Source organism: Vibrio sp. CCUG 15886 (assembly GCF_028570825.1).
GTDB classification, from domain to species: domain Bacteria; phylum Pseudomonadota; class Gammaproteobacteria; order Enterobacterales; family Vibrionaceae; genus Vibrio; species Vibrio vulnificus_B.
The window spans coordinates 1151877-1172253 of the sequence record NZ_JAQQBT010000001.1; the positions used below are offsets into that span (position 1 = coordinate 1151877).

Genomic DNA, 20377 nt, shown 5'->3' on the forward strand with positions numbered 1-20377 from the left:
TCTCGATGGGCGGTTTTTTGTCTCCGCCGCCGCGAAATATCTGCAGGATTAACCTACCGAAACAGATTACGCTTAACTCAACGCTTGTTCAGAAATGCCAAGAACCTTGATGCTTCGACGTTGTTCAAAAACCCCTCTCCCCTCACAAAATTTACAGTGTAAAAAAGGGCACTGTTTCCAGTGCCCGACTAATACCAAATTAGGGGGAAGTATTAGTAAAGTGAAACGGTAATTACAGTTTACCTTCGCTGCCACACATGCGGATTTTATCCATCACCACGCGTTTCATCGCCGCTTTACCTGGGGTGATGTACTTTCTTGGATCATTTGCCTCAGGGTGTTCAGCGAAGTGCCCTTTGACCGCATCAGCAAAAGCAATTTTCAGCTCAGTCGCCACATTCACTTTGCATACACCAAGCTCAATACAACGGCGAACCATCTCATCTGGCACACCAGAGGCACCGTGTAAAACCAATGGAATATCGACCACCGAACGGATTTTTTCCAAACGGGCGAAATCGAGTTTTGGCTCCGCTTTGTAGAGCCCGTGTGCGGTGCCAATCGCCACTGCCAACGAATCAATGCCAGTGCGACGAACAAACTCAGCGGCAGAGGCAGGATCCGTCATCAGCGCATCGGCGCTGTCGACAATCAAATCGTCTTCTTGGCCGCCCAAGCGGCCCAGCTCAGCTTCGACACTGGCGTCAAAACGGTTGCAGTACTGCACCACTGAGCGAACAATGTCGATGTTCTGGTCAAACGCATGGTGTGAACCATCAATCATCACCGAGCGAATGCCGTGCTCCACTTTGTTGCGGATGTCTTGCAAATCTTCATGGTGATCCAAATGCAGCACCAAAGGAATCGAATGCTTGTGCGCAGCTTCTTTACAAATGCTGATCAAGTAATCGGTACCCGCGTAATCGTAAGTCCCTGGTGTGCCAGCTAAAATCACCGGCGACCCCATTTCCGATGCGGTTTCGACCACCACTTGCACCGTTTCAAGGTTATGAATATTGAAGGCAGGAACCGCATAGCCACCAAGTTGCGCGCGTTTTAACATTTCGCGAGAAGAAATCAGATACATAAAGCCTCCTGACGAGGGGAAACCACGGCGTCAAACACCAGACGGCCATTCACCCACGTTTTATCAATTGAGAAATCGGAACCTAAAGCCACCATTGAAGCGCGTTTGCCGACTTCTAATGTGCCTAGTTGATGTTGAATGCCTAACGATTTGGCGGGCGTGTGTGACGCCATCAACCACGCTTGCTCAAACGGCAAATTGAGCCAGCGTTGAATATTTTTTACCCCTTCAATCAGGGTTAATGTGCTGCCCGCGAGACCACCATCTTGAGTCGTGACCACGCCTTGTTTCATCTCCACCTGATATTCCCCCAAGGTGTATTGACCATCGGGCATGCCTGTAGCGCACATAGCATCGGTAATTAAGGTCATGCGTGAGCCACAGCAGCGGTGCGCGACTTCGATCGCTGCGGGATGCACATGATGACCATCGGCGATCATCTCGACATAGCACTCAGGGTGAAGTAACCCCGCCCCGACCACTCCGGGGTCGCGATGGTGTAGGCCTCGCATGCCGTTGTAACAATGGACGATGCCCTTTGCGCCCGCGTCAATCGCGGCTTTGACCTCTTGATAGCTGGCGTCGGTATGGCCCAGCATGACGCTAATGCCTTGGCTGGCTAAGTAGCGAATCGCCGCCGTAGCCCCCTCTTTTTCCGGCGCGAGTGCCACTTTCAACAGTTGGTTGTCGCTGTAGGAGATCCAGTTATCCAGCTCTTCCACCGCCAACTCACGGAACCATTGCGTTGGGTGTGCGCCTTTGTTCTTCTCGGTGAAATAAGGCCCTTCTAAATACGCACCGAGGATCTCGGCTCCCTCAACGCCTTGCTGCTTGCTTTTCGCCACTTGCGCTAGTGCCGCGCGAATCTTGGCCACTGGCGCGGTGACCGTGGTGGCCACAAAAGCGGTGACACCTAAGCTGGCGAAGTATCGCGACATGGTGTTTAAACTGGCATGTGTTGCGTCCATCACATCGCACCCTTGACTGCCATGGACATGACAGTCGATCAAGCCGGGCATTAGGCTCACAGCACCTAAATCGGTCACTGTGCGATGTTGTTGCGGGTCATATGCCGCTATCGCGCTGATGTTGCCTTGCGAATCCACACTGAGCACGGCGTCTTGCAACCAGTGATCACCGTGTAAAATTCGCTGAGCGCGATAGTGTTGTTGTTCAGATGCCATCTTCTTCTACCACTGCACTCGGTTGTGTGGCGGCTTGTTGCGCTTTCAGCGCCATTTCCGCGGCTAAAGAGGTGATGCCACGATGGCCACATTCCACCGCCATCTCACGAAACGCGGTTAAGGTCAGTTCGTCGCGCTCAAGCAACATTTCGGCGGCCATTTGCATGTTGGTGCCCGTCACGACTTCGATATCATCGCGCTCTTGGCTCAGCAAGGAAGCGGTACGAAATGGTGTGCCGCCCAGTAAATCGGTAAGAAAAACAATGCCATCACCGCTGTCGATTTCCTCAATCGCTTGGCGCATGGCCACTTCCAACTGAGGTGTGGTCATCTGCTCTGGGAAATCGAGGAATCGAAACTGCTCTTGCTCGCCAATCACTTGTGCAATGGCTTGAGCGATGCCAGAGGCAAACCCGCCGTGACCCGATAAAATTACCGCTATCATATTTGGTTCCTTCTTGGGGCTGGCGTACCAGCCCCGTTTTTACTGCGTTATCTTTCGTTGTTATTGCGATGTATCTGCGCTTATAGGAAGCCCATAAAGCGACCCACGACACCCAATGTCACCGTGATGGCAATCAGTTTGAGTGGGCTCCAACCACGTTTCACCAATGCGTACATCGCCAAGGTGTAAAGCAGTGGTAAGAAGGCCGGCATTAGCTTGTCGATCACATCGGCTTGCAGTTTCACCACTGCGTCACCGGCGGTAATTTCTGCGGTGGTAGAGAGGCGAACATAAGTGGCCACCAGCGCACCAATCACCGTCATACCGACCACGGAAGCGGCATGACCCACCTTCTTGGTGTTGGCTTTGATCATCGGAATCGCCGCCACACCCATGCGGTAGGCGTAGTGCGCCAAACCGAAGCGCAAACCAAAATGCACCACGTTAAACAAGACGAAGAAGAACACCGCACCCATGATGGAGCCTTGTAGTGCAAGGTCCGCGCCGATACCGCCACAAATCGGCAGCAGGGTTAACCAGAACATCGCATCGCCGATCCCGCCCATTGGCGCACCCACGGCAATTTTGGTGCTCTGGATACTGTTGATGTTTTGTTTTGAACGCTCCATCGCCAGTACGATGCCCATCACGAAGGTGACGAGGAATGGGTGGGTGTTAAAGAAGCCCATGTGCCCTTGCATCGCTTTGGAGAGATCGGCCTTGTTGGTGTGAATTTTCTTCAACGCTGGCAACAAGCCGTAAAGCCAACCAGACGCTTGCATACGTTCAAAGTTGAACGAGGCTTGCAGTAGCAAAGAGCGCCACGCCATGCGGTTGATGTCTGCTTTCGTCAACTCAGCGCCAATCTCTTTGTTCTCATATTCGTCCGCCGCCACACCGGGAGCCGGTCTTACATCTGGATTAACGTTGTCCAGATCCATTTGTTTGATTACGTTAGATTCCATCTTCAAGATCCTCAGCAGGGGCAGTCACAGGAGTCGGTTCTGATTTGCGCATAAAGTCGATAATCGCCATGGCTGTGGCCGCAGAAGCGATCGCCAAGATAGGCAGCTCAAGCCAAGCGGCAGCAACGAAACCTAAGATGAAGTAAGGGATGTAGGCATTCTTCATCATGATTTTCATCAGTACCGCAAAACCGATAGCGGGCATGATGCCACCTGCCACACCCAGGCCATCAATCAGCTCTTTTGGTAGGGCAGAAACCATGGTGCCTGCGTGTTCCGCACCAAGATAGATAGGTAGAAACGCGCACAGGAAGTAGAAGGTGCCAAGCACAGCAAGCGCGAAGTAGTTAACACGTTCAATGCCATCGGTGTCGGCGTTTTGTGCGTATTCGTCACACTTCGACATCACGGCCGACATCGCAGAGAAGAGCAACGTGATGCCCATTTGCACCGCAACGGCGAACGGTACCGCCACGCCAACCGCCACGTTCGGTTCCACTTTGGTGGTGATGGCAAAAGTGGTACCCACAATCGTACCGATGATCACGTTTGGTGGCTGAGCACCCGCTAAAGGCGCTAAGCCCATCCAGATCAGTTCTAGCGTACCGCCCACCAAAATACCGGTTTGCAGATCGCCCAAGATCAGACCAACGAGAGGACCCAAAACCACAGGTCGGTGGAAGTGAGTCAAGCCATTGAAGAGGTCAAGACCGGCCAAAAAGGCCAGTATGCCTAGCAACAATGCCTGTAAGAGTCCTATTTCCATGATAGATGTCCTTTTATCAGAGTAGAGTAAAGAGATCGGTTGCACTTTCTGTTGGGACGCCCTGAATAGAGCAGCGCACGCCTAGTGCTTTTAGTTGTTGAAAATCCGCCACGTCTTCGGCATCGACCGAAACCGTTTTAGAAATCTGTTTTTTACCGTCGGCGTAATGCATGTTGCCAACGTTGATGTTTTGGATCGGCACGCCTCCTTCCACCAACTGGCGAAAATCTTTCGGCGTACGGCACACCAACAAAATGCGTTGGCGATCGGCCGCTTTGTGGATGGTGTCGATGGTTTTCTGCACCGTCCAAAAACGGATGGCAATGCCATCGGCTAACACCATCTCCATCAGGTTCTGTTGAATGGTGTCTTGAGCAACGTCATCGTTCACCACCACCACGATATTGGCATCAGCGAACCCGACCCATTGCACGCCGACTTGGCCGTGGACTAAACGTTCATCAATACGACTGAGTACGATATTTGGCATGTTCAATTTCCTTATAGATTCGAGGTGAATGGTTGTGGACGATTGGTGTGAAACGGGTAAATGGTGACCCCTTGAACCACGCGGTTCACTTCCCCTGTCGGGCATGGGTTGTCAGGGCCAAAGCCAAGCTGGAGCGATTTTTCAAACGCCAACATTTGGCAAAATAGGATGTATGGGAAACAGAGCCAGCGGTCGCCAAGGCCGAGCTGCCCTAATTCGAAAACGTGTTCTTCACTCAACGGTTTTTCCGTTAGGGCCACGTGGCGCAGGGCTTGGTTGTCGCGGCGAATTTCGCGCAGCAGATCCAAGTCGTACTGGCGGGTGTAGTCATCACTGGACAGCAGTTGAACCACCAGCGCTTTGTCGTTAATGGTGAATTTTGGCCCATGGCGGAAACCCAGTGAGGAATCAAATGCGGTCATCACTTTGCCTGCGCTCAATTCGAGAGATTTGAGCGATGCTTCGCGCGCCAAACCCGCAAAACCGCCACTGCCAAGTACGATGAGCCTTTCATAAGGCAGCGTGGCCAGCTGTTTGACCGCTTCTGGCCATTGCGTCAATTTGCTTTCGCACAATGCCGCCGTGGCGAAAATGACCTCCGCTGAGAATTCACCAAGCAGGGCGAACGTCGACATCAACATGCAGCTAAAGCTCGATGTCATGGCAAAGCTCTTGTCATTTGAGCCCTCGGGCATCAACAGACACAACGCATTGCTGGCTTGCTGAGCATAGCGAGAGAGTGCGCCTTCGCCGTTGCAGGTCAAAAACAGGTGGTAAGCCTCGTCGACTAACTGATCAACCAGCTCAACGGCCGCCACGCTCTCTGGGCTGTTACCAGAGCGTGCATAAGACACCAGTAACGTCGGGCGAGTGGGATCCAAATATTGTTCAGGGTTGGAAACCAAATCCGTCGTTGGGATCGACGCCACTTGAAAACGCAGATCGGCTTGAATAAACGGCAGCGCCGCATCCCCGACGAACGCAGACGTGCCCGCGCCCGTCAAAATAATGCGTAGATCCTGGCGTGCCAGCAGCGGCGTAAGAAAGGTTTCAATGTTTGGCGTTTGCTGCTGCAGAATCTCCGCCAACGCACGCCAAAGCGCGGGCTGATGGCTGATCTCTTGCGCGGTATGAATGCCGTTGTGCGCTTCAAGCCAAGTGGATGAATAGCCTAAAAAAGTCGTCATTAGATGGTCTCCTTGCATACCGCTGCATTGTGGTAACACGCGTCGGAATAGAGCTGCGTGACCTCCATAATTTTGTGAATGATGATGTCAGCGGGATGGTTACAAATCTGGTTCTGGGCAATGGCTCGTGCCTGCGCTGGCAAATATTGGCTCAGCAGCGTTGTTGGCAGAGGCTGGGAAATAAGGTGTGTAAACATCGCTTGTTGCGCCGCTTGCACCGCAGGGTGTGTCCAGTAGTAGCGAATGCGGTCGCTCAAGCTGTAATTGCAATCAAGAAACTGTTGATGGCCTTGGCTTTGATAATGAGAACGCCAATAGTTGGGCTGCTCATGCATCACTTGTTCAATGGTGTCACGTAGGTGTGAGGCTTGATGAACACCCAGCCACTCTTTTTCAGCGCGATCGAGCGCAAATAGCGCTTCACGCAACGCAAACGTTAATGCAGGTCCCACTTTCAAAATCGCAAAGTGATCACGAACAAGCTCATGATAAGCCGCCGGATTTTGGTAATCGGTCGAGTGTGCTTCAAACACCAAATGCGGCTGAGAGTCGATCAGCTGGCTCAGGGCTTGTGCTTGATCACTTTGATAGTGATGCACATGGTGGTGATCAAACTCCACCCCTGGCTGCACCACCAAACCAATCACGCGAGGCCACACGTAACCCAAGCCTAAATCACTGAACGCTTGGTGATGCGCGTCCAGCGTCGCCAAAGCTTGCTCTGGTTTGGTCACTTGCAACTCATGTTCTTGCAGCGACTCCAACGCGCCGCCCGGAGTTGGCACTTCCGTCCCCACGACATACAAAGGCGCTTCGCCACCACGCGCTTGCCATGCTTGCTCAGCAACTAAACAGAGCTGCGCAGCGCGCTCGGCCATCACTTGCTCACTGAGGGGAATGGCATCGCCTTCACACGCCATGGAGCAATCGAGATGAATTTTGTTAAAACCCGCCATCACGTAATCGTGAATCAGTTGCGCGGAGTACTCCATCGCTTGTCTTGCAGGTAGATGCTGCCAACAGTTTGGGCCAAGATGATCCCCACCCAGCACCAAACGCGCTTTCGGAAAATTCAAACGCTCCGCTAAGGTCATTACGTAGTCGGCAAACACTTGTGGTGTCATCCCGGTGTAGCCGCCAAACTGGTTTACTTGGTTTGAGGTTGCTTCAATCAGCACCAACTGACCATCACGCGCCGCTTGTTTTATCGCCGCTTCCAACACCAAAGGATGCGCGGAACACACCGAGTAAATTCCCTTCGCGTGGCCTTGTTTGTGTTGCTGAATTAAAGAAAGTAGCGTTTTCATGTTTGGTCCTAGTTCAACTTACGGTTTGGCGCCATTTGGTCGGCGAGAATCACTGCAACCCCCATCGCTAGAAGCGCTTCATGGGTGGCATGAGGAATGTGGCTGTCTGTCACCAACACATCGATTTGGTTGGCAGCGCGGATCATGCAAAAGCTTTTGCGGCCAAATTTGCTCGAGTCGGTCACCGCAATCACTTGTCTCGCCACATCGCACATCGCGCGGTTCACTTGCGCTTCGTGGTTGTCCGGCGTGGTAATGCCCGCTTGCAAATCAAAGCCATCCACGCCTAAAAACAATTTGTCGAACAGGTAAGTGCGGATCTGCTGCTCGCCGTGATGCCCTGTCAGCGAGCAAGAAGCACGGCGCAAACTGCCGCCTATGACGTGCAGTTCCACATTGTCGTTGTGACTCAGTTGGTAGGCGGTGTTGAGGGCGTTGGTCATCACCACCAATTTTTTCTGGGTAAGGTGCTGAGGCATCAAAGCGATGGTGGAGCCGGAGTCCAAAATGATCGCCTCGCCATCCCCAATCAGTTGCGCGGCGGCATAAGCAATCATCTGTTTGATATCGCGATTGATTTGATCTTTGCGATAAAGCGGCTGGTCGAAAGCAAAGTTGGGATTGAGGTTGGCGCCACCATAACAGCGGAAAACGCATCCCTCTTTTTCCAAGAGATTGAGATCATGACGGATGGTGACTGCCGACACATTAAACGCCAAAGCAAAATCGTCGACTTTGCCACTGCCGTGTTGTCGGATGTGAGACATAATTCGTTGTCTACGCTCTGCACTGGTCATCACTTACTCGCCTTTCGTTACCTTTCATTTGCCATCAGAAAGCTTTCGCTCTCTTTTCGTTGTTATTAAAACAGGGCTAAAAAATGAAAAGTGAAAGGGAGATCACAGTGGACAACCTTTCGTTTTCAGGTCAAAAAACCTTTCGATTCACACAAAGTGAAAGACTTTACTTTCACTCAAACGGCAGAAAAACCCACCAAACGTAAGGAAAATAAGAAAAACAGAGAAATGAAAGTGAAAGAGAGAGGGTTGGTTAAAATAGCAGCAGGATTTCACATCGCGACCTGCGTAAGATCACACTTTGTGAAATTGAGAGAAAAATAAACCTGCTTTACAGCAGGTCTACAAGGCGAACATCCACCCCCATTTCGGTGAGTTCTCGGTGGTAATCTTCGGGGATGCCACTGTCGGTGATCAGCATATCCAGTTGCTCTGGGCGAGCAATGAGACAAAAACTTTGCCGATCAAATTTGCTTGAATCGGTAACCGCAATAACCATTTGTGCAGCCTCAACCATTCTGCGGTTAATGCTGGCTTCGCCAGAATGCGGCGTTGTCACCCCCGCCAGTTTGTCAAAACCATCAACCCCTAAGAACAGTTTGTTGAAGCGAAATTGCCCCAGCAATGCCTCACCCGATTCGCCATGCAAGGAATAGGAGTTTTTGCGCATTAAACCGCCCGTGACAATCACTTCGATGTTGTCACGGTTAGCTAAGTGGTAGGCAATGTTGATGGCATTGGTCATCACTTTTAGGTGCTGTTTTTCCGTTAAATGGAAAGCGATTTGCTCCGTGGTTGAACCAGAATCCAAAATCAAGGTATCGCCATCTTCCACCAAAGAAGCGGCGTATTGGCCTAGCAGGCTTTTGATGTCTTGATTGATCTGTTTTTTATCCTGAAGCGGCTTATCAAAGGCGAATTGGGCGTTGATCATCGCCCCACCATAGCAGCGCGTAACACAACCTTTTTTCTCTAGGACATTAAGATCATTACGAATCGTCACTTCAGAAACCTGATACTTCACAGCAAAGTCGTTCACCGAACCACTTTGATGTTGCTGAATATGTTTAAGAATCGCGTCGCGGCGCTCGTTGGATGTCATACGTTTCATTTGGCAATTTTGTAAATATGGCCGCAGTTTAGCAGTTGTTGGTCATGGTCAAAAGAATGCATACCATCTGGGTTTGCGTTCAGTCACTTTTTGCTGCACTTTGTATCACCAAACAATAAATGCCCTACTCACATCGGCAACCGCACCATGTAGAAACCCCTTTGGCGTGGCCTACAGCAGAGGCCACATTTTCTGTGAATTTTCCAAACTGTTTTTACGCACGCTTGGAACAGCTCAAGCAAGTAGCATTGAATCCACTCCTTTTAACTCCAAAAGTAAAAACGCCCACCGAAGTGAGCGTTTTTTGATATTCGAGTGTGTTCGGCTTAGCCAATCATGCGTTCGCTGCTTGCAACAATTTCATTCAACGCAATGGTTTGAGCGCGTTTAAAGAAGTTAAAATCGGTCGCCGTTGCACTGGTGTAGGCACCCATGGTACGGCCAATCACCAAATCACCATTGTTCAATTTTGGCAGCAGAATGTTTTCTGCAATCACATCCACGCTGTCGCACGTTGGGCCAGAAAGCACGCTTGGGATCAGCTCGCCACCTTGTTTGATGGTGGTGAGCGGATAACGCGCATCGTCAAACATCAAGCCACTGAACGAGCCATAAATACCGTCATCCAAGTAGTACCAGATTTGCCCTTCACGCTCTGCTTGACCCATCACTGAAGCCACACTGGTCACCGCAGGTGCACAGATAAAGCGACCCGGTTCAGCCAAAACATGAACCGTTTCTGGCAACAAGCTTAGCGCTTCATTAATTGGCGCGCAGAACTGATCAATCGGCATCACTTGCTGAGTGTAGTTCACAGGGAAACCACCACCAATATCGAGTGTGCTCAACGCAGGTAAGCCGCGTTCAACCACCTGTTCCATCACATGACGACAAGTGTGGATCGCTTCAACATACTTGTTTGGGTTAGTGGTTTGTGAGCCCACATGGAACGACAAACCTTTGATGCGAATATTCCACTCTTTCGCCGTTTCTATGATCACTAATGCCTGCTCTGGTGAACAACCAAACTTCTTCGACAAATCGGCAAACGCTTCAGAGTTACGGAAGCTCAAACGCACCAGCAATTCCACTTCATCGCGATAGGCTTTGAATTTCTCTAGCTCATTCAAGTTATCCACCACAAACACGTTGCAGCCGTAAGCCAGTGCATCGCGGATGTCGGCATCACGCTTGATTGGGTGAGTATGGATAGTGAGTTCTGCTGGCACGCCTTCAGAGGCAACCAACTCAACTTCACCTGTTGTTGCAAGGTCAAAACTGGCGCCTTCCGCCAACAGAGTACGCACCACCACAGGGTGTGGTAGCGGTTTTAACGCGTAGTGCAAAGTGACGTTTGGCAGAGCGTTTTTCAAAGCGCGGTACTGCTGACGAATCACATCGCAGTCCAATAACAATAGTGGCGCACCAAATTGCTCAACCGACGCTTCGATCAAATGGATTTCTTCTGCGCTTAGCACTGGTGAAGTTAGTGAATGAATATCAGAAATAGATTGTGAATGTGCCATAGCAAACCTCCAAAGTAATGGGGCACTTTTCATACATAAGAGATGAGTGGGTATGAAAAGTGGAGCGTCAATAAAAGCGCTGGTGCGCCGTCAAAGTCACTCTTGGATAGTTGCTCTATCGCCTTGCCACATAAACAGCTGTGATGTACTCGGATTGGCTATCATCAAGAAGCGATGCGATAGTAAGGTCATAATTTACTCAGCGCAATAAAAAATGCCCTGAGAAAGGTAACAATTTTTTGTTGTCAGGATTACATCTTGCAATGGATAAATATTTATATAATTTGCTTATATATTTAATTTGGCGTGTTTAGAGGAATTGAAGTGGCCCACCAACTTTAGAAATAGGTTTTGTGCTCACCGAACATCACTTGAGCCAAACGGACGAATGGGTAAAAATCAACGTTTCAGCAGCGCACAAGATGGCACCTAACGAGATGACGATGGATCTAAACTTACTGAAAACCTTTGATGTGGTGATGAAAACGCGCAGCGTAAACGAAGCGGCAGAGACGCTTGGCATTACCGCACCAGCGGTCAGCCACGCCCTGAATCGCTTGCGCGAGCAGTACCAAGATCCGCTCTTTATTCGCCAAGGTAGGGGCATTACGCCAACGAATTTTGCTATTGAGCTGCATGCTGAAATCCAAGAGCCACTTAGCCTGCTGCTTAACGGCGCGAAATCCCGTCAGCAGTTTAATCCTGACACCAGCCATCGCACTTTTCGTCTCTCCAGTCATAAAGACATTGATTTAATGCTGCTGCCTCCCTTGATCGATCACCTCACGCAGCACGCTCCAAACGTTAAGCTCTGTGCCGATGTGGAACATTTAGACGAGCGCGATCGCCAAGCGGATTTGCGTACCCGCAAAGTGGACATGATTCTCGCCACAGTGCCGTTTGATGAACACGGTTATCACAACGAGTTGTTGTTCGAACTGCCTTTGGTGATGGTGTGCCGACAAGATCATCCACGCATTCAAAACGCCATCACTCATCAACAGTTTTTTGCCGAGCAGCACTTATTGTGGGAAACCAAAAGGCAAAACCAAGACATCGTGGACTCACTGGCGCTGGAGCCACAACCACAGAGAAACATCGCCTATAAAACGGGTTCCAGCTGCAACGCCATCATGATGGCAGCACAAACCGATTGGATCTGCGTTACTGGCCAATGGCATGCCGATTTGATGGCCAAAGCGCACCAACTGCAGGTAATGCCGCTGCCCTTTAAGCTAAATAAGTTGCCTATCTACATGACATGGCACCATAGCCAACAACAAGATTCGGGACATCAATGGCTTAAGAGCGCCCTGATGCAAGTAACCGCGACATTTCGTGAACGAAACTGAAGGCTAAAGCCAAAATGGATTAAATAAAACTAAATTTACTTTTCAGGTTTAGTCTATCGATTGTTTAATCCGCACTCATTAATCTCTCCTTAACGACGGTCGCTCAACGCGCCGCTATAAGAGAGAGATAAACAATGAAACTTCAAAAATCGATTGTATCGCTAGCGATTATCGCCACTCTATCCCCAGCGCTGACGTTCGCAGCCCCAACCAGCAGTGAGCCTAAACAAGCGTCTTCATTCACCATCGAGAAAAATAACCAACTCAAAAGCTACCTCGACTTCGCCAATCAAAGTGATTTTGAAGATGCCTCGCGCGGCTACATTGCCACGTGGCCAGAAAAAACCATCAAAGACGCCAAAGGCAATGTGATTTGGGACTTCAGCAAATACGACTTTGTTGAACAAGAGAAGAACATTCAAACCGTCAACCCTTCACTGCTGCGCCAAGCAAAACTGAACAACATCGATGGCTTGTTTAAAGTGAAAGAGGGCATTTACCAAGTGCGCGGTTTTGATCTCTCGGTGATGACCTTTATCCGTGGTGACAAAGGTTGGGTCGTGATCGACCCACTCATTTCACCAGAAACCGCTGCGGCTGGCCTAAAATTGCTGCGTGACAAAGTGGAAGATGCGCCAGTAACAGGGGTGATTTTCACCCACTCACACGTTGACCACTTTGGTGGCATCCTTGGCATCACCAGCCAAGAAGAGATTGATGCTGGTAAAGTCGATATTCTTGCACCAGAGGGCTTTTTCTCTCACTCGATTGCCGAGAACTTAATGGCAGGCAACACCATGTCGCGTCGCGCTTCTTACATGTATGGCAACTTGCTTGAAGCGAGTAGCCAAGGGCAAGTGGACGGCGGTTTGGGTAAAACCACCTCATCCGGTGCGCCAGGCATCGTGAAACCAACGCACATTGCCAATATCACCGGCCAAAAAATGGCGGTCGATGGCGTGGAACTGGAAGTGATCATGGCGCAGGAATCCGAAGCTCCCTCGGAATTTATGTTCTACTTCCCACAATACAAAACCATGATGGCGGCGGAAGTAATGACGCACACCATCCACAACATCTCGACACTGCGTGGGGCGAAAACGCGTGATGCTTCTTCTTGGGCTGAGTACGTTGACCAAGCGCTAAAAACCTACGGTGATAAGGCCGATACCATGATCGCCTCTCACCACTGGCCAACCTTTGGCAAAGAGAAGATCCAAACTCAGCTTGAGAAAACTCGCGACATGTACAAGTTTGTCCATGACCAGACTCTGCGTCTTGCCAATCAAGGCTATACGCCAAATGAGATTTCAGCAGAAATTACCCTGCCAGATTCGCTGGGCAAAGAGTGGTACAACCGCGGTTACTACGGCACGGTATCGCACAATGCTCGCGCGACGTACGACTTCTACTTTGGTGCATGGTGGGATGGCAACCCAGCGAACTTGAATCCGCTGACACCAAGTGAACAAGGCGCAAAATACGTTGAAGCGATGGGCGGGGAAGAGAAAGTGATACAACTGGCTGAGCAAGCAGTGAAAAACGGTGAATACCGCTGGGCGGTGACACTGCTTAACAACGTGACCTTCTCCAACCCAGACAATATGGACGCACGCTACTTAGAGGCAGACGCGATGGAGCAGTTGGGTTATCAGGCAGAATCTGGCCCTTGGCGTAACTACTATCTTGGTGGCGCGAAAGAGCTGCGCCAAGGCATCAAACCAGTCGCAACGCCAGACACAGCCGCGATTGCCAAGAACATGCCGTTTGATCAGTTCATGAAGTACCTCGGCGTGACGGTAAAACCTGACGCGGCGAATGGCCTCAATATCAAAGTGAACATCAATGTCAAAGGCGATGGTCAATACTCGATGGAACTGAGCAATTCGGTATTGAAATCCTACTCTGGCACGCAGTTCGAAAAGGCCGATTTAACCATCACCTTAACCCGCCAAGCGTTTGAGAAAATGCTGACCAAGCAAGCGACACTGCAAGATCAGGTCAAAGCAGGCTCATTCAAGGTCTCTGACCAGGCACAGTTCCAAACGCTGATGTCGGTCTTTGATAAGTTCGACATGTGGTTCGGTGTGGTAACACCATAAAGGTATCCCCACCCTACCGACAAAGCCCGCGAGTCACATCGTGGGCTTTTTTGTTGTTCTTAGTCATCCTTCGGCAAGGAGTCTCACCACGGATTTACAGCTTGCTCATGTTGATCTTTTTTCCAAGATACACAACGTCTACATCGGCATAGCCCAGTCGAACGGCTTCAAACTGTTGGCTCATCTTCAGGGCATGCTCTGCATCTTGTGCTAAGACGGCCACCAAGTAGGTCGGACGAATCACGTCCGTGTTTATCGCTTGCGTATTAATATAAGACGACGTCACCGTACCCACTTGATTGAATGTTATTACACGCTGGAGATCGATACCCAAAACTCTGTCTATTTCCAACGGCTCAATCCCTTCCTTCCAAGTGAAAGTCAAACCATAATTATTGTGCTCTGGCGTATTGTCTAACCACTTCGCCCCTAACAGTTGGATAGCATTAATTTTCACTAGCTCTTGTTCAAAGAAAGGTAACGTCGCCAATTCATCACGCACAGCCTGTTCGCTCTCACCTTGCATAACAAATTGCAGTATCTGAAATTTTTGTTCGCCAATTGCTGAATCACGTACAAACATATCTTTTATTTTTCCCTCTTCAATGAAACGGCTAAACGCAGCTCGTTGTTCCGGAAATTGGGATAGAACTTGTGAGAAATCTTGCGTATTCCATTTGAGTTCAACGCCATAATCATACGCGTAAGCGCTGTTTAATCCTGCCAATAGCATGGTGGTTAGCAAAACAAATTTAGTGATAATTTTCATAACTTTACTCTCTATTTTATATTGTTATTACCAACGCGAACGATACGTTCGGTGGCAGCTTTGACATGTTGCTTGCGCCGTTTTTAGTCCTTTTTCGGCCAAGTCAACATCGTGGCTCTGGCTGGCTTTCAGCACGATGGCATAACCTTCGCGCATCTCAGAGAGCAGTTGTTCAAACTTCCCTGGATTACGCCAAATGCTCTCTTTTGCCTTACTGCCTTGATGACTATTCGCCACAAAAGTGGCTGGCAACAACTCGCTGTTAGCCACCAAACGCTCGCTCACTGCCAATAATCCTTGCCAATCGACATCTCGCTCATTGAGTTGTCTTTTGGCCGCTTTGGTGTCGTTTTCGATCGTTTTGAAAGCCTGTTGTCTCATTTCGATAGATGATTCCACATCTCCAACACTGCTTTGCTCGGCACTGACGGTGACAGCGGTCAGTGTCAGAGTGAGTGCAATACCAACGGTTTTTTTCACATTTTTAAAACTCACGTTCTTCTCCTTGATGATCCTCAATACATTCGATGAAACTTAATTTACACAACAACTGTTGCGCACGCAACAGTTGTTGTGTAAATTAACGTCAATATCAATCACAGCGGAAATCAACACGATGAAAAAAGTTACAGTTTGGGATCTTGGAACACGCCTATACCATTGGCTTCAAGCGGCCATTTTCATTGGACTTATGGCCACAGGAACTCGCGGAGAAGGACCTCATCTTCAACTTGGGCTAATTCTCTTTACGCTGTTGCTGTGGCGAATCTGCTGGGGATTTGTGGGCAGTGATACCAGCCGATTCAGTCATTTTGTTACCCGTCCACGCAAGGTAATTCTCTATTTGCTTGGCAAACACGAAAGTACCATTGGCCATAACCCACTGGGCGCGTTGATGGTGATCTCTTTGCTTTCAATACTGATGATTCAATGCCTGACAGGAATGTTCATGAGTGGCCTAATCGATGGGTTTACGGTAATTGGACTTACTCTGCCAGAAAACATTTACGGCATAGCAGCGCTGATTCATCACCAATTAGCAAACCTTTTGCCTCTGCTCATTGCTGTGCATGTGGCAGCCATCATGGTGTACAAGCTAATGGGGAAACCGATGTTACTGGCGATGCTGACTGGGAAGCAGCACTCTGACACGACCTCTCAACCCGTTTTGTCGAGCAACTTCAAAGCCATACTAGTGCTTATCAGTGCAATATTAGTTACCATGGCAATAGTTGCTACTTCAATGGTGTCATCATGAATCAAGAATTTAATCGCCAGTCCAGTTTTGGTTGGCTTATCAATGTCATCGCCAATCACGCGACAAAAGAGTGCGATAAACGTCTAAAAGAGCATGGGCTCACTGTGGCTCTATGGCCAACATTGATGTGTTTGTGGGAAAAAGAAGGCGTGACTCAGCGCGAAATTGCGCAAATGTCCAAAGTGGAAAGCTCCACAACCACCCGCACTCTCGACAAACTGGAAGCGCTTGGATTAGTCGAACGCCAACCCGATCCAGAGAGTCGCCGCTCATTTCGCATTTTTCTCACTGACAAAGGAAAAGCATTAAAGAGTGAAGTGATCCATCTGCCCGTTGAGGTGAATGAGTCCTTGTTATCAACGTTAGCTGATAGCGAACAGGAAGCTCTACTGAGTGCGCTACAGAAATTGGTTGATGGCATTTAACGTCTGGCCAACACCACGCAAACAGCCCGCTACAATGCGGGCTGAAGTGAATAGGTACAGTGGCTAATACACATTTATCATGCATTACACCATTCCCTTGACCGTCATCATCAAGAAACCACAAAAAGCGGCATTGTTGATCGCCAAGCTTGGGTCGACACAATCCCTCATCGCTAATATTTGCTCACGATAGCGGCAATAGAACGCATAGCTTGGATCCGGTTTGTAGATCAAATCTGGCAGCTCAAAGAAGCCGATCACGCCTTTCGCTGTAGTCGGTTTGACAAACACTTCATCCATCGGGGCATAGTAGTTGGGCAAGATCGTCATCAGTGACCACTTTGCTAGCTGCGCGGGTTTGAGCAAAGAGTGCATCATATTAAAGCCATACTCCTTATCACCATGCAGCATATCTTTCAGCGCATAGGCATAGCTTTCTCGCTCGTCATGGCTCATTCCCTTAACCCAATCACGGAGTTTAGGTTTTTCAAAAACCGACACCATGGAGGAGCGAGTGATGGTTTTCACCATATTCTCGGCCACTAACTGAGGCTGACTGAACGCTTCTGGCGCAAAGAACGCTTGCGCCTGCTGGACACGCTGTGGCATTTGGTGCTTCTTGCCGATTTTCACCATTTCGGGATGCTCAAACCCGCCCGGATAGTGAAGAAGAAACGCCTCCTCGGCGGCTTTCAAACGCTGCATATTCATCATTGTTCCTTTTTATCGCGTTAGTAACTAGATTACCGATCACCAAAATTGCGGATCGCAAAACGCCGCCACACACGTCACAGGCCCTTTTAAAACGGGCAGTGCTTCACCTGTTAGCGACTGTGCTTGCCAGCCGTGGGGAAATTGCAACGAGTACGGCGCAGCAATGGTTTGGGTATCGACGGGAACAAAACCAGCCTTGTGATAAAAATTCGGATCCCCATACGTGACGGCAACTTCAACGCCTTGCGCTTTGATCTCCTGCAAGCCGAAAGCAATTAACGCTTGTCCAATTCCTTGACCATGATAGGAAGTGGCCACCGCAACTGGAGCCATCACAAACACGGGCGTACCACAGGGGTAATGCAAGCGAGTAAAGAAAATCGCGCCCACAACCGCTTCACCCTCCGCTGCGATATAGATAAAAAGATCGTCATTGTGCGTTTGCTCGATCAAATCCGACGCCAGTTGCCCAATCAACTGCCCTTCAACTTCACCTTCCGAATCGGTAAAGGTTTGGCAAAAAAGTGTTTTTATCGCTTCAATCGCGCTCTTATCTGCTAAGGTATAGTGCATCGGGGGATCCTGTGTCACAACAAACGTGCCGTCATTATAGCGGATTTCCCATCCCAAATTGGGACGCTGCACACCATACTGACAGAGATTGTCAGTGGGTTGTGGCACCCTCAGCCCTCAATCACCTACTGGAGAAAATCGATGTCCAACATTGTCTACATTGCCACCAGCTTAGATGGCTATATCGCAGGACCAAACAACGATATGGACTGGCTGCATCAAGTACCCAATCCAGATGGTTCGGACTTTGGCTTTGCCGATTTTATGGCCAATATTGATGCGTTGGTGATGGGCAGAAACACCTTTGAAATGGTGCTCAGTTTTGGCGTGGAATGGCCTTACAATAAGCCAGTTTTTGTGCTGAGTAATACCTTGAAAAGTGTGCCAGAAGGCTATCAAGACAAAGTATTTTTGGTGCAAGGGGCGTTGCCAACAGTGGTTGAACAGTTACATCAACAGGGCTATCAACGCCTTTATATCGATGGCGGAAAAACGGTGCAAAGTTTTTTGGCCGAGGATTTGATTGATGAGATGATCATCACCACCATTCCTGTACTGTTAGGTGCTGGCATTCCACTGTTTGGCAGCTTACCAAAAACGTTGAATTTTAAGCATATTCATGCGCAGCGCTTAGCGGATCACATGGTGAAAAATCACTATGTGAGAGTGCGTTAATTGAAGCGTAGTCAGGGCTAAGTTAGCCCTGATAAACGTTGGGTTGCCAAATCTGCATAAAATTCTCGACTGGTTCAATCGGTGTAAAGCCGAACTGCTTATACAACCCATGAGCATCCCGCGTTGCGAGGATCATTCGCCTTAATCCTTGCAACTCGGGATGAGCAATGATCTTTTCCATCAACCACTTACTCAATCCTTGCCCTCGGTGCTGCGGCAAAATAAACACGTCCGCCAAATAGGCAAAGGTCGCTTTATCGGTGATCAAACGCGCAAATCCCACTAGCTCTCCATTGTCTTGCAACACGGCAAAGCAAAAGGCATTGTCGATCGCTTTGTGCATCGTAGCTTGGGGGATCCCTTTCGCCCAATAACTCTTTGAAATGAAGTCAAAAATCACCGAAAAATCCATCTCAGATTGATCCGTGGTTACTCGATATCCTTGCATTTTTGCTCCTCCCTGAGCGTCATTACCATCACGCGTTACAGAATCGTCTCTTCAAGCGCTTCTTGATATTCACTTGCTTTGGCGATCTCTTTCTCGTTCATTTTTCCTTTCACTTCTTTGATCGCCTTTTCAGCTTCATCATAACCATTGTCATAAGCGATGTTGTACCAAGCCAGTGCTTTGACATAATTATGCTCCACACCACGCCCTTTAAAGTGGAAAGAACCAATCATAAACTGGCTGTGCTCCTCACCCCATTCCGCAGCATATTGGAAATACTCCAGCGCTTTTTTGTAGTCTGCCGATTTGATTCCACAAATTCGCATGTAACTAGGCTCGGAGTAGATTTTACCCATGATCTGATAGGCCTTTGATTCGTCATCAAGTTCAATGGCGTGCTCAAATAGCGTAATGGCTTTTTGGCAATCACGTGCCACACCTTCACCTTGCAAGTAACTGACGCCAAGATTAAAAGTCGCCAATGCATGTCCCTTTTCAGCGGCGCTCGCGAACCAATGGTTCGCCTGCTCAAAATCTTGCTTAATGCCTAAGCCGTCATTGTATGAAAAAGCCAGTTGGAACATCGCATCTTCATCGCCTTTCTGCGCGGATGCGAGGTAGTATTCGTTACCTTTTTTCTGATCTTGTTCAACACCTTCACCATCAAAGTACATCACACCCAAGTAGTAAAGCGCGATGGCATCGCCTTTCTCGGCCAGTTTTTGATAGAGCGGTAGAGCCTGTTGATATTCTTCCTCATGGTAATGGTGCTCCGCCAAAGCACTCAGTGCCTCTAGGTTATCGAGATCGGCGGACTGCTTGAGATAAAGCAACCCTTGATCAACGTTTTCTTGCATCATCGATTCGTCGATGAGGATTTCAGACGCTTTGAAAAGCAGTTGTGCATCTTTAGACGTTTCTGCTTGCTTTAACACTGCTAACGTTTCTTCGTCAAAATCTTCGTAAGTAAGATCATACGCATGAGAAACACTGGAAAGAAGAAGGGGAAGCGCAGCCAACCACGCGGTACAACGACGTGTCATAGTTAATAAGTCCATTATGATTGTATTAAGAACTCGCATTGTAGCGGCTTGATGAATACCAAACCGAGCACTTATTCCAATGGTTGCTTAAGGCGTGACATTCTGCACACTTTATCGTCACCCTGCGAACAAAAGAGCGTGAAAGAAATCGGG

Annotated in this window: 22 protein-coding genes; 5 read left to right on the plus strand and 17 right to left on the minus strand. The window is 49.2% G+C overall.

All coding sequences use genetic code 11. From position 1 onward, the window contains the following. Positions 1–232 precede the first annotated feature (232 nt). The 11 genes from PQQ36_RS04900 to PQQ36_RS04950 all read right to left on the minus strand — a co-directional run bounded on the left by PQQ36_RS04900 (position 233) and on the right by PQQ36_RS04950 (position 10865). Positions 233–1087, minus strand: coding sequence for a tagatose bisphosphate family class II aldolase (locus PQQ36_RS04900; RefSeq protein WP_038969297.1), 855 nt, complete (start codon positions 1085–1087; stop codon positions 233–235). Next, positions 1078–2271: an N-acetylglucosamine-6-phosphate deacetylase gene (nagA, locus tag PQQ36_RS04905; protein ID WP_263154925.1), complete on the minus strand. Its 1194-nt coding sequence runs from the start codon at positions 2269–2271 to the stop codon at positions 1078–1080. The genes PQQ36_RS04900 and nagA overlap by 10 nt, the downstream gene beginning before the upstream one ends. Continuing rightward, complete coding sequence (agaF, locus tag PQQ36_RS04910; RefSeq protein WP_011081923.1) at positions 2261–2716, minus strand: PTS galactosamine/N-acetylgalactosamine transporter subunit IIA; 456 nt, start codon at positions 2714–2716, stop codon at positions 2261–2263. The genes nagA and agaF overlap by 11 nt, the downstream gene beginning before the upstream one ends. 80 nt (positions 2717–2796) lie before the next feature. Continuing rightward, complete coding sequence (agaE, locus tag PQQ36_RS04915) at positions 2797–3681, minus strand: PTS N-acetylgalactosamine transporter subunit IID (protein WP_017421416.1); 885 nt, start codon at positions 3679–3681, stop codon at positions 2797–2799. Further along, complete coding sequence (agaW, locus tag PQQ36_RS04920) at positions 3671–4447, minus strand: PTS N-acetylgalactosamine transporter subunit IIC (RefSeq protein WP_011081925.1); 777 nt, start codon at positions 4445–4447, stop codon at positions 3671–3673. The genes agaE and agaW overlap by 11 nt, the downstream gene beginning before the upstream one ends. Positions 4448–4463: 16 nt before the next feature. Further along, positions 4464–4937: a PTS N-acetylgalactosamine transporter subunit IIB gene (agaV, locus tag PQQ36_RS04925; RefSeq protein ID WP_011081926.1), complete on the minus strand. Its 474-nt coding sequence runs from the start codon at positions 4935–4937 to the stop codon at positions 4464–4466. Positions 4938–4948: 11 nt separating this feature from the next. Further along, entirely contained in the window at positions 4949–6124 is a 1176-nt protein-coding gene (locus PQQ36_RS04930) for an AgaS family sugar isomerase (protein WP_225509487.1), read from the minus strand. Further along, positions 6124–7431, minus strand: coding sequence for a D-tagatose-bisphosphate aldolase, class II, non-catalytic subunit (locus tag PQQ36_RS04935; protein ID WP_038969294.1), 1308 nt, complete (start codon positions 7429–7431; stop codon positions 6124–6126). Before PQQ36_RS04935 ends, PQQ36_RS04930 begins: the two co-directional genes overlap by 1 nt. An 8-nt stretch (positions 7432–7439) precedes the next feature. After that, positions 7440–8228, minus strand: a complete 789-nt coding sequence (agaR, locus tag PQQ36_RS04940) for a transcriptional repressor AgaR (RefSeq protein ID WP_026050515.1) — start codon at positions 8226–8228, stop codon at positions 7440–7442. A gap of 331 nt (positions 8229–8559) precedes the next feature. Then, positions 8560–9330, minus strand: coding sequence for a transcriptional repressor AgaR (gene agaR, locus PQQ36_RS04945; RefSeq protein ID WP_038940515.1), 771 nt, complete (start codon positions 9328–9330; stop codon positions 8560–8562). A 335-nt stretch (positions 9331–9665) separates the two neighbouring features. Further along, positions 9666–10865, minus strand: a complete 1200-nt coding sequence (locus PQQ36_RS04950) for a type III PLP-dependent enzyme (protein ID WP_038969292.1) — start codon at positions 10863–10865, stop codon at positions 9666–9668. A gap of 443 nt (positions 10866–11308) precedes the next feature. Here PQQ36_RS04950 and PQQ36_RS04955 point away from each other — a divergent pair, with 443 nt between their 5' ends. Both PQQ36_RS04955 and PQQ36_RS04960 read left to right on the plus strand, forming a co-directional pair. Further along, entirely contained in the window at positions 11309–12217 is a 909-nt protein-coding gene (locus PQQ36_RS04955) for a LysR family transcriptional regulator (protein WP_026130966.1), read from the plus strand. A gap of 134 nt (positions 12218–12351) precedes the next feature. Next, positions 12352–14319, plus strand: coding sequence for an alkyl/aryl-sulfatase (locus PQQ36_RS04960; protein ID WP_225505990.1), 1968 nt, complete (start codon positions 12352–12354; stop codon positions 14317–14319). 94 nt (positions 14320–14413) lie between these two features. On the opposite strand, the gene PQQ36_RS04965 is transcribed toward PQQ36_RS04960, so the two are convergent. Both PQQ36_RS04965 and PQQ36_RS04970 read right to left on the minus strand, forming a co-directional pair. Beyond that, the gene (locus PQQ36_RS04965) at positions 14414–15088 is read right to left on the minus strand and encodes a hypothetical protein (protein WP_038940518.1); all 675 of its coding nucleotides are present in this window, start codon (positions 15086–15088) and stop codon (positions 14414–14416) included. A 27-nt stretch (positions 15089–15115) separates the two neighbouring features. Then, entirely contained in the window at positions 15116–15583 is a 468-nt protein-coding gene (locus PQQ36_RS04970) for a c-type cytochrome (protein WP_017421407.1), read from the minus strand. 121 nt (positions 15584–15704) lie between these two features. Here PQQ36_RS04970 and PQQ36_RS04975 point away from each other — a divergent pair, with 121 nt between their 5' ends. Next, on the plus strand, positions 15705–16346 hold the full coding sequence (locus PQQ36_RS04975; protein WP_273660494.1) for a cytochrome b/b6 domain-containing protein: 642 nt from the start codon (positions 15705–15707) through the stop codon (positions 16344–16346). Continuing rightward, positions 16343–16771: a MarR family winged helix-turn-helix transcriptional regulator gene (locus PQQ36_RS04980; RefSeq protein WP_225505989.1), complete on the plus strand. Its 429-nt coding sequence runs from the start codon at positions 16343–16345 to the stop codon at positions 16769–16771. Before PQQ36_RS04975 ends, PQQ36_RS04980 begins: the two co-directional genes overlap by 4 nt. An 84-nt stretch (positions 16772–16855) precedes the next feature. Here PQQ36_RS04980 and PQQ36_RS04985 read toward each other — a convergent pair whose 3' ends face one another. Both PQQ36_RS04985 and PQQ36_RS04990 read right to left on the minus strand, forming a co-directional pair. Further along, entirely contained in the window at positions 16856–17476 is a 621-nt protein-coding gene (locus PQQ36_RS04985; protein WP_223848372.1) for a hypothetical protein, read from the minus strand. Between the two features lie 45 nt (positions 17477–17521). Further along, positions 17522–18166, minus strand: a complete 645-nt coding sequence (locus PQQ36_RS04990; RefSeq protein ID WP_242614752.1) for a GNAT family N-acetyltransferase — start codon at positions 18164–18166, stop codon at positions 17522–17524. Between the two features lie 33 nt (positions 18167–18199). Between PQQ36_RS04990 and PQQ36_RS04995 the strand changes: the two genes are divergently transcribed. Beyond that, positions 18200–18733, plus strand: a complete 534-nt coding sequence (locus tag PQQ36_RS04995; RefSeq protein ID WP_017421402.1) for a dihydrofolate reductase family protein — start codon at positions 18200–18202, stop codon at positions 18731–18733. Between the two features lie 22 nt (positions 18734–18755). Here the strand turns inward: PQQ36_RS04995 and PQQ36_RS05000 are convergent, their stop codons facing one another. Together PQQ36_RS05000 and PQQ36_RS05005 are read right to left on the minus strand one after the other, a co-directional pair. Then, on the minus strand, positions 18756–19181 hold the full coding sequence (locus PQQ36_RS05000; protein ID WP_017421401.1) for a GNAT family N-acetyltransferase: 426 nt from the start codon (positions 19179–19181) through the stop codon (positions 18756–18758). A gap of 35 nt (positions 19182–19216) precedes the next feature. Next, the gene (locus PQQ36_RS05005; protein ID WP_242614753.1) at positions 19217–20239 is read right to left on the minus strand and encodes a tetratricopeptide repeat protein; all 1023 of its coding nucleotides are present in this window, start codon (positions 20237–20239) and stop codon (positions 19217–19219) included. Between the last annotated feature and the right edge of the window lie 138 nt (positions 20240–20377).

Coding starts and splice junctions, on each gene's coding strand:
- PQQ36_RS04950 (WP_038969292.1), bottom strand. CDS start 10,865: ATGGCACATTCACAATCTATTTCTGATATTCATTCACTAACTTCACCA.
- PQQ36_RS05005 (WP_242614753.1), bottom strand. CDS start 20,239: ATGGACTTATTAACTATGACACGTCGTTGTACCGCGTGGTTGGCTGCG.
- PQQ36_RS05000 (WP_017421401.1), bottom strand. CDS start 19,181: ATGCAAGGATATCGAGTAACCACGGATCAATCTGAGATGGATTTTTCG.
- PQQ36_RS04900 (WP_038969297.1), bottom strand. CDS start 1,087: ATGTATCTGATTTCTTCTCGCGAAATGTTAAAACGCGCGCAACTTGGT.
- PQQ36_RS04980 (WP_225505989.1), top strand. CDS start 16,343: ATGAATCAAGAATTTAATCGCCAGTCCAGTTTTGGTTGGCTTATCAAT.
- PQQ36_RS04965 (WP_038940518.1), bottom strand. CDS start 15,088: ATGAAAATTATCACTAAATTTGTTTTGCTAACCACCATGCTATTGGCA.
- PQQ36_RS04960 (WP_225505990.1), top strand. CDS start 12,352: ATGAAACTTCAAAAATCGATTGTATCGCTAGCGATTATCGCCACTCTA.
- PQQ36_RS04975 (WP_273660494.1), top strand. CDS start 15,705: ATGAAAAAAGTTACAGTTTGGGATCTTGGAACACGCCTATACCATTGG.
- agaE (WP_017421416.1), bottom strand. CDS start 3,681: ATGGAATCTAACGTAATCAAACAAATGGATCTGGACAACGTTAATCCA.
- PQQ36_RS04930 (WP_225509487.1), bottom strand. CDS start 6,124: ATGACGACTTTTTTAGGCTATTCATCCACTTGGCTTGAAGCGCACAAC.
- PQQ36_RS04995 (WP_017421402.1), top strand. CDS start 18,200: ATGTCCAACATTGTCTACATTGCCACCAGCTTAGATGGCTATATCGCA.
- agaR (WP_038940515.1), bottom strand. CDS start 9,330: ATGACATCCAACGAGCGCCGCGACGCGATTCTTAAACATATTCAGCAA.
- PQQ36_RS04985 (WP_223848372.1), bottom strand. CDS start 17,476: ATGCAGCGTTTGAAAGCCGCCGAGGAGGCGTTTCTTCTTCACTATCCG.
- agaV (WP_011081926.1), bottom strand. CDS start 4,937: ATGCCAAATATCGTACTCAGTCGTATTGATGAACGTTTAGTCCACGGC.
- PQQ36_RS04935 (WP_038969294.1), bottom strand. CDS start 7,431: ATGAAAACGCTACTTTCTTTAATTCAGCAACACAAACAAGGCCACGCG.
- agaF (WP_011081923.1), bottom strand. CDS start 2,716: ATGATAGCGGTAATTTTATCGGGTCACGGCGGGTTTGCCTCTGGCATC.
- PQQ36_RS04955 (WP_026130966.1), top strand. CDS start 11,309: ATGGATCTAAACTTACTGAAAACCTTTGATGTGGTGATGAAAACGCGC.
- agaR (WP_026050515.1), bottom strand. CDS start 8,228: ATGACCAGTGCAGAGCGTAGACAACGAATTATGTCTCACATCCGACAA.
- nagA (WP_263154925.1), bottom strand. CDS start 2,271: ATGGCATCTGAACAACAACACTATCGCGCTCAGCGAATTTTACACGGT.
- agaW (WP_011081925.1), bottom strand. CDS start 4,447: ATGGAAATAGGACTCTTACAGGCATTGTTGCTAGGCATACTGGCCTTT.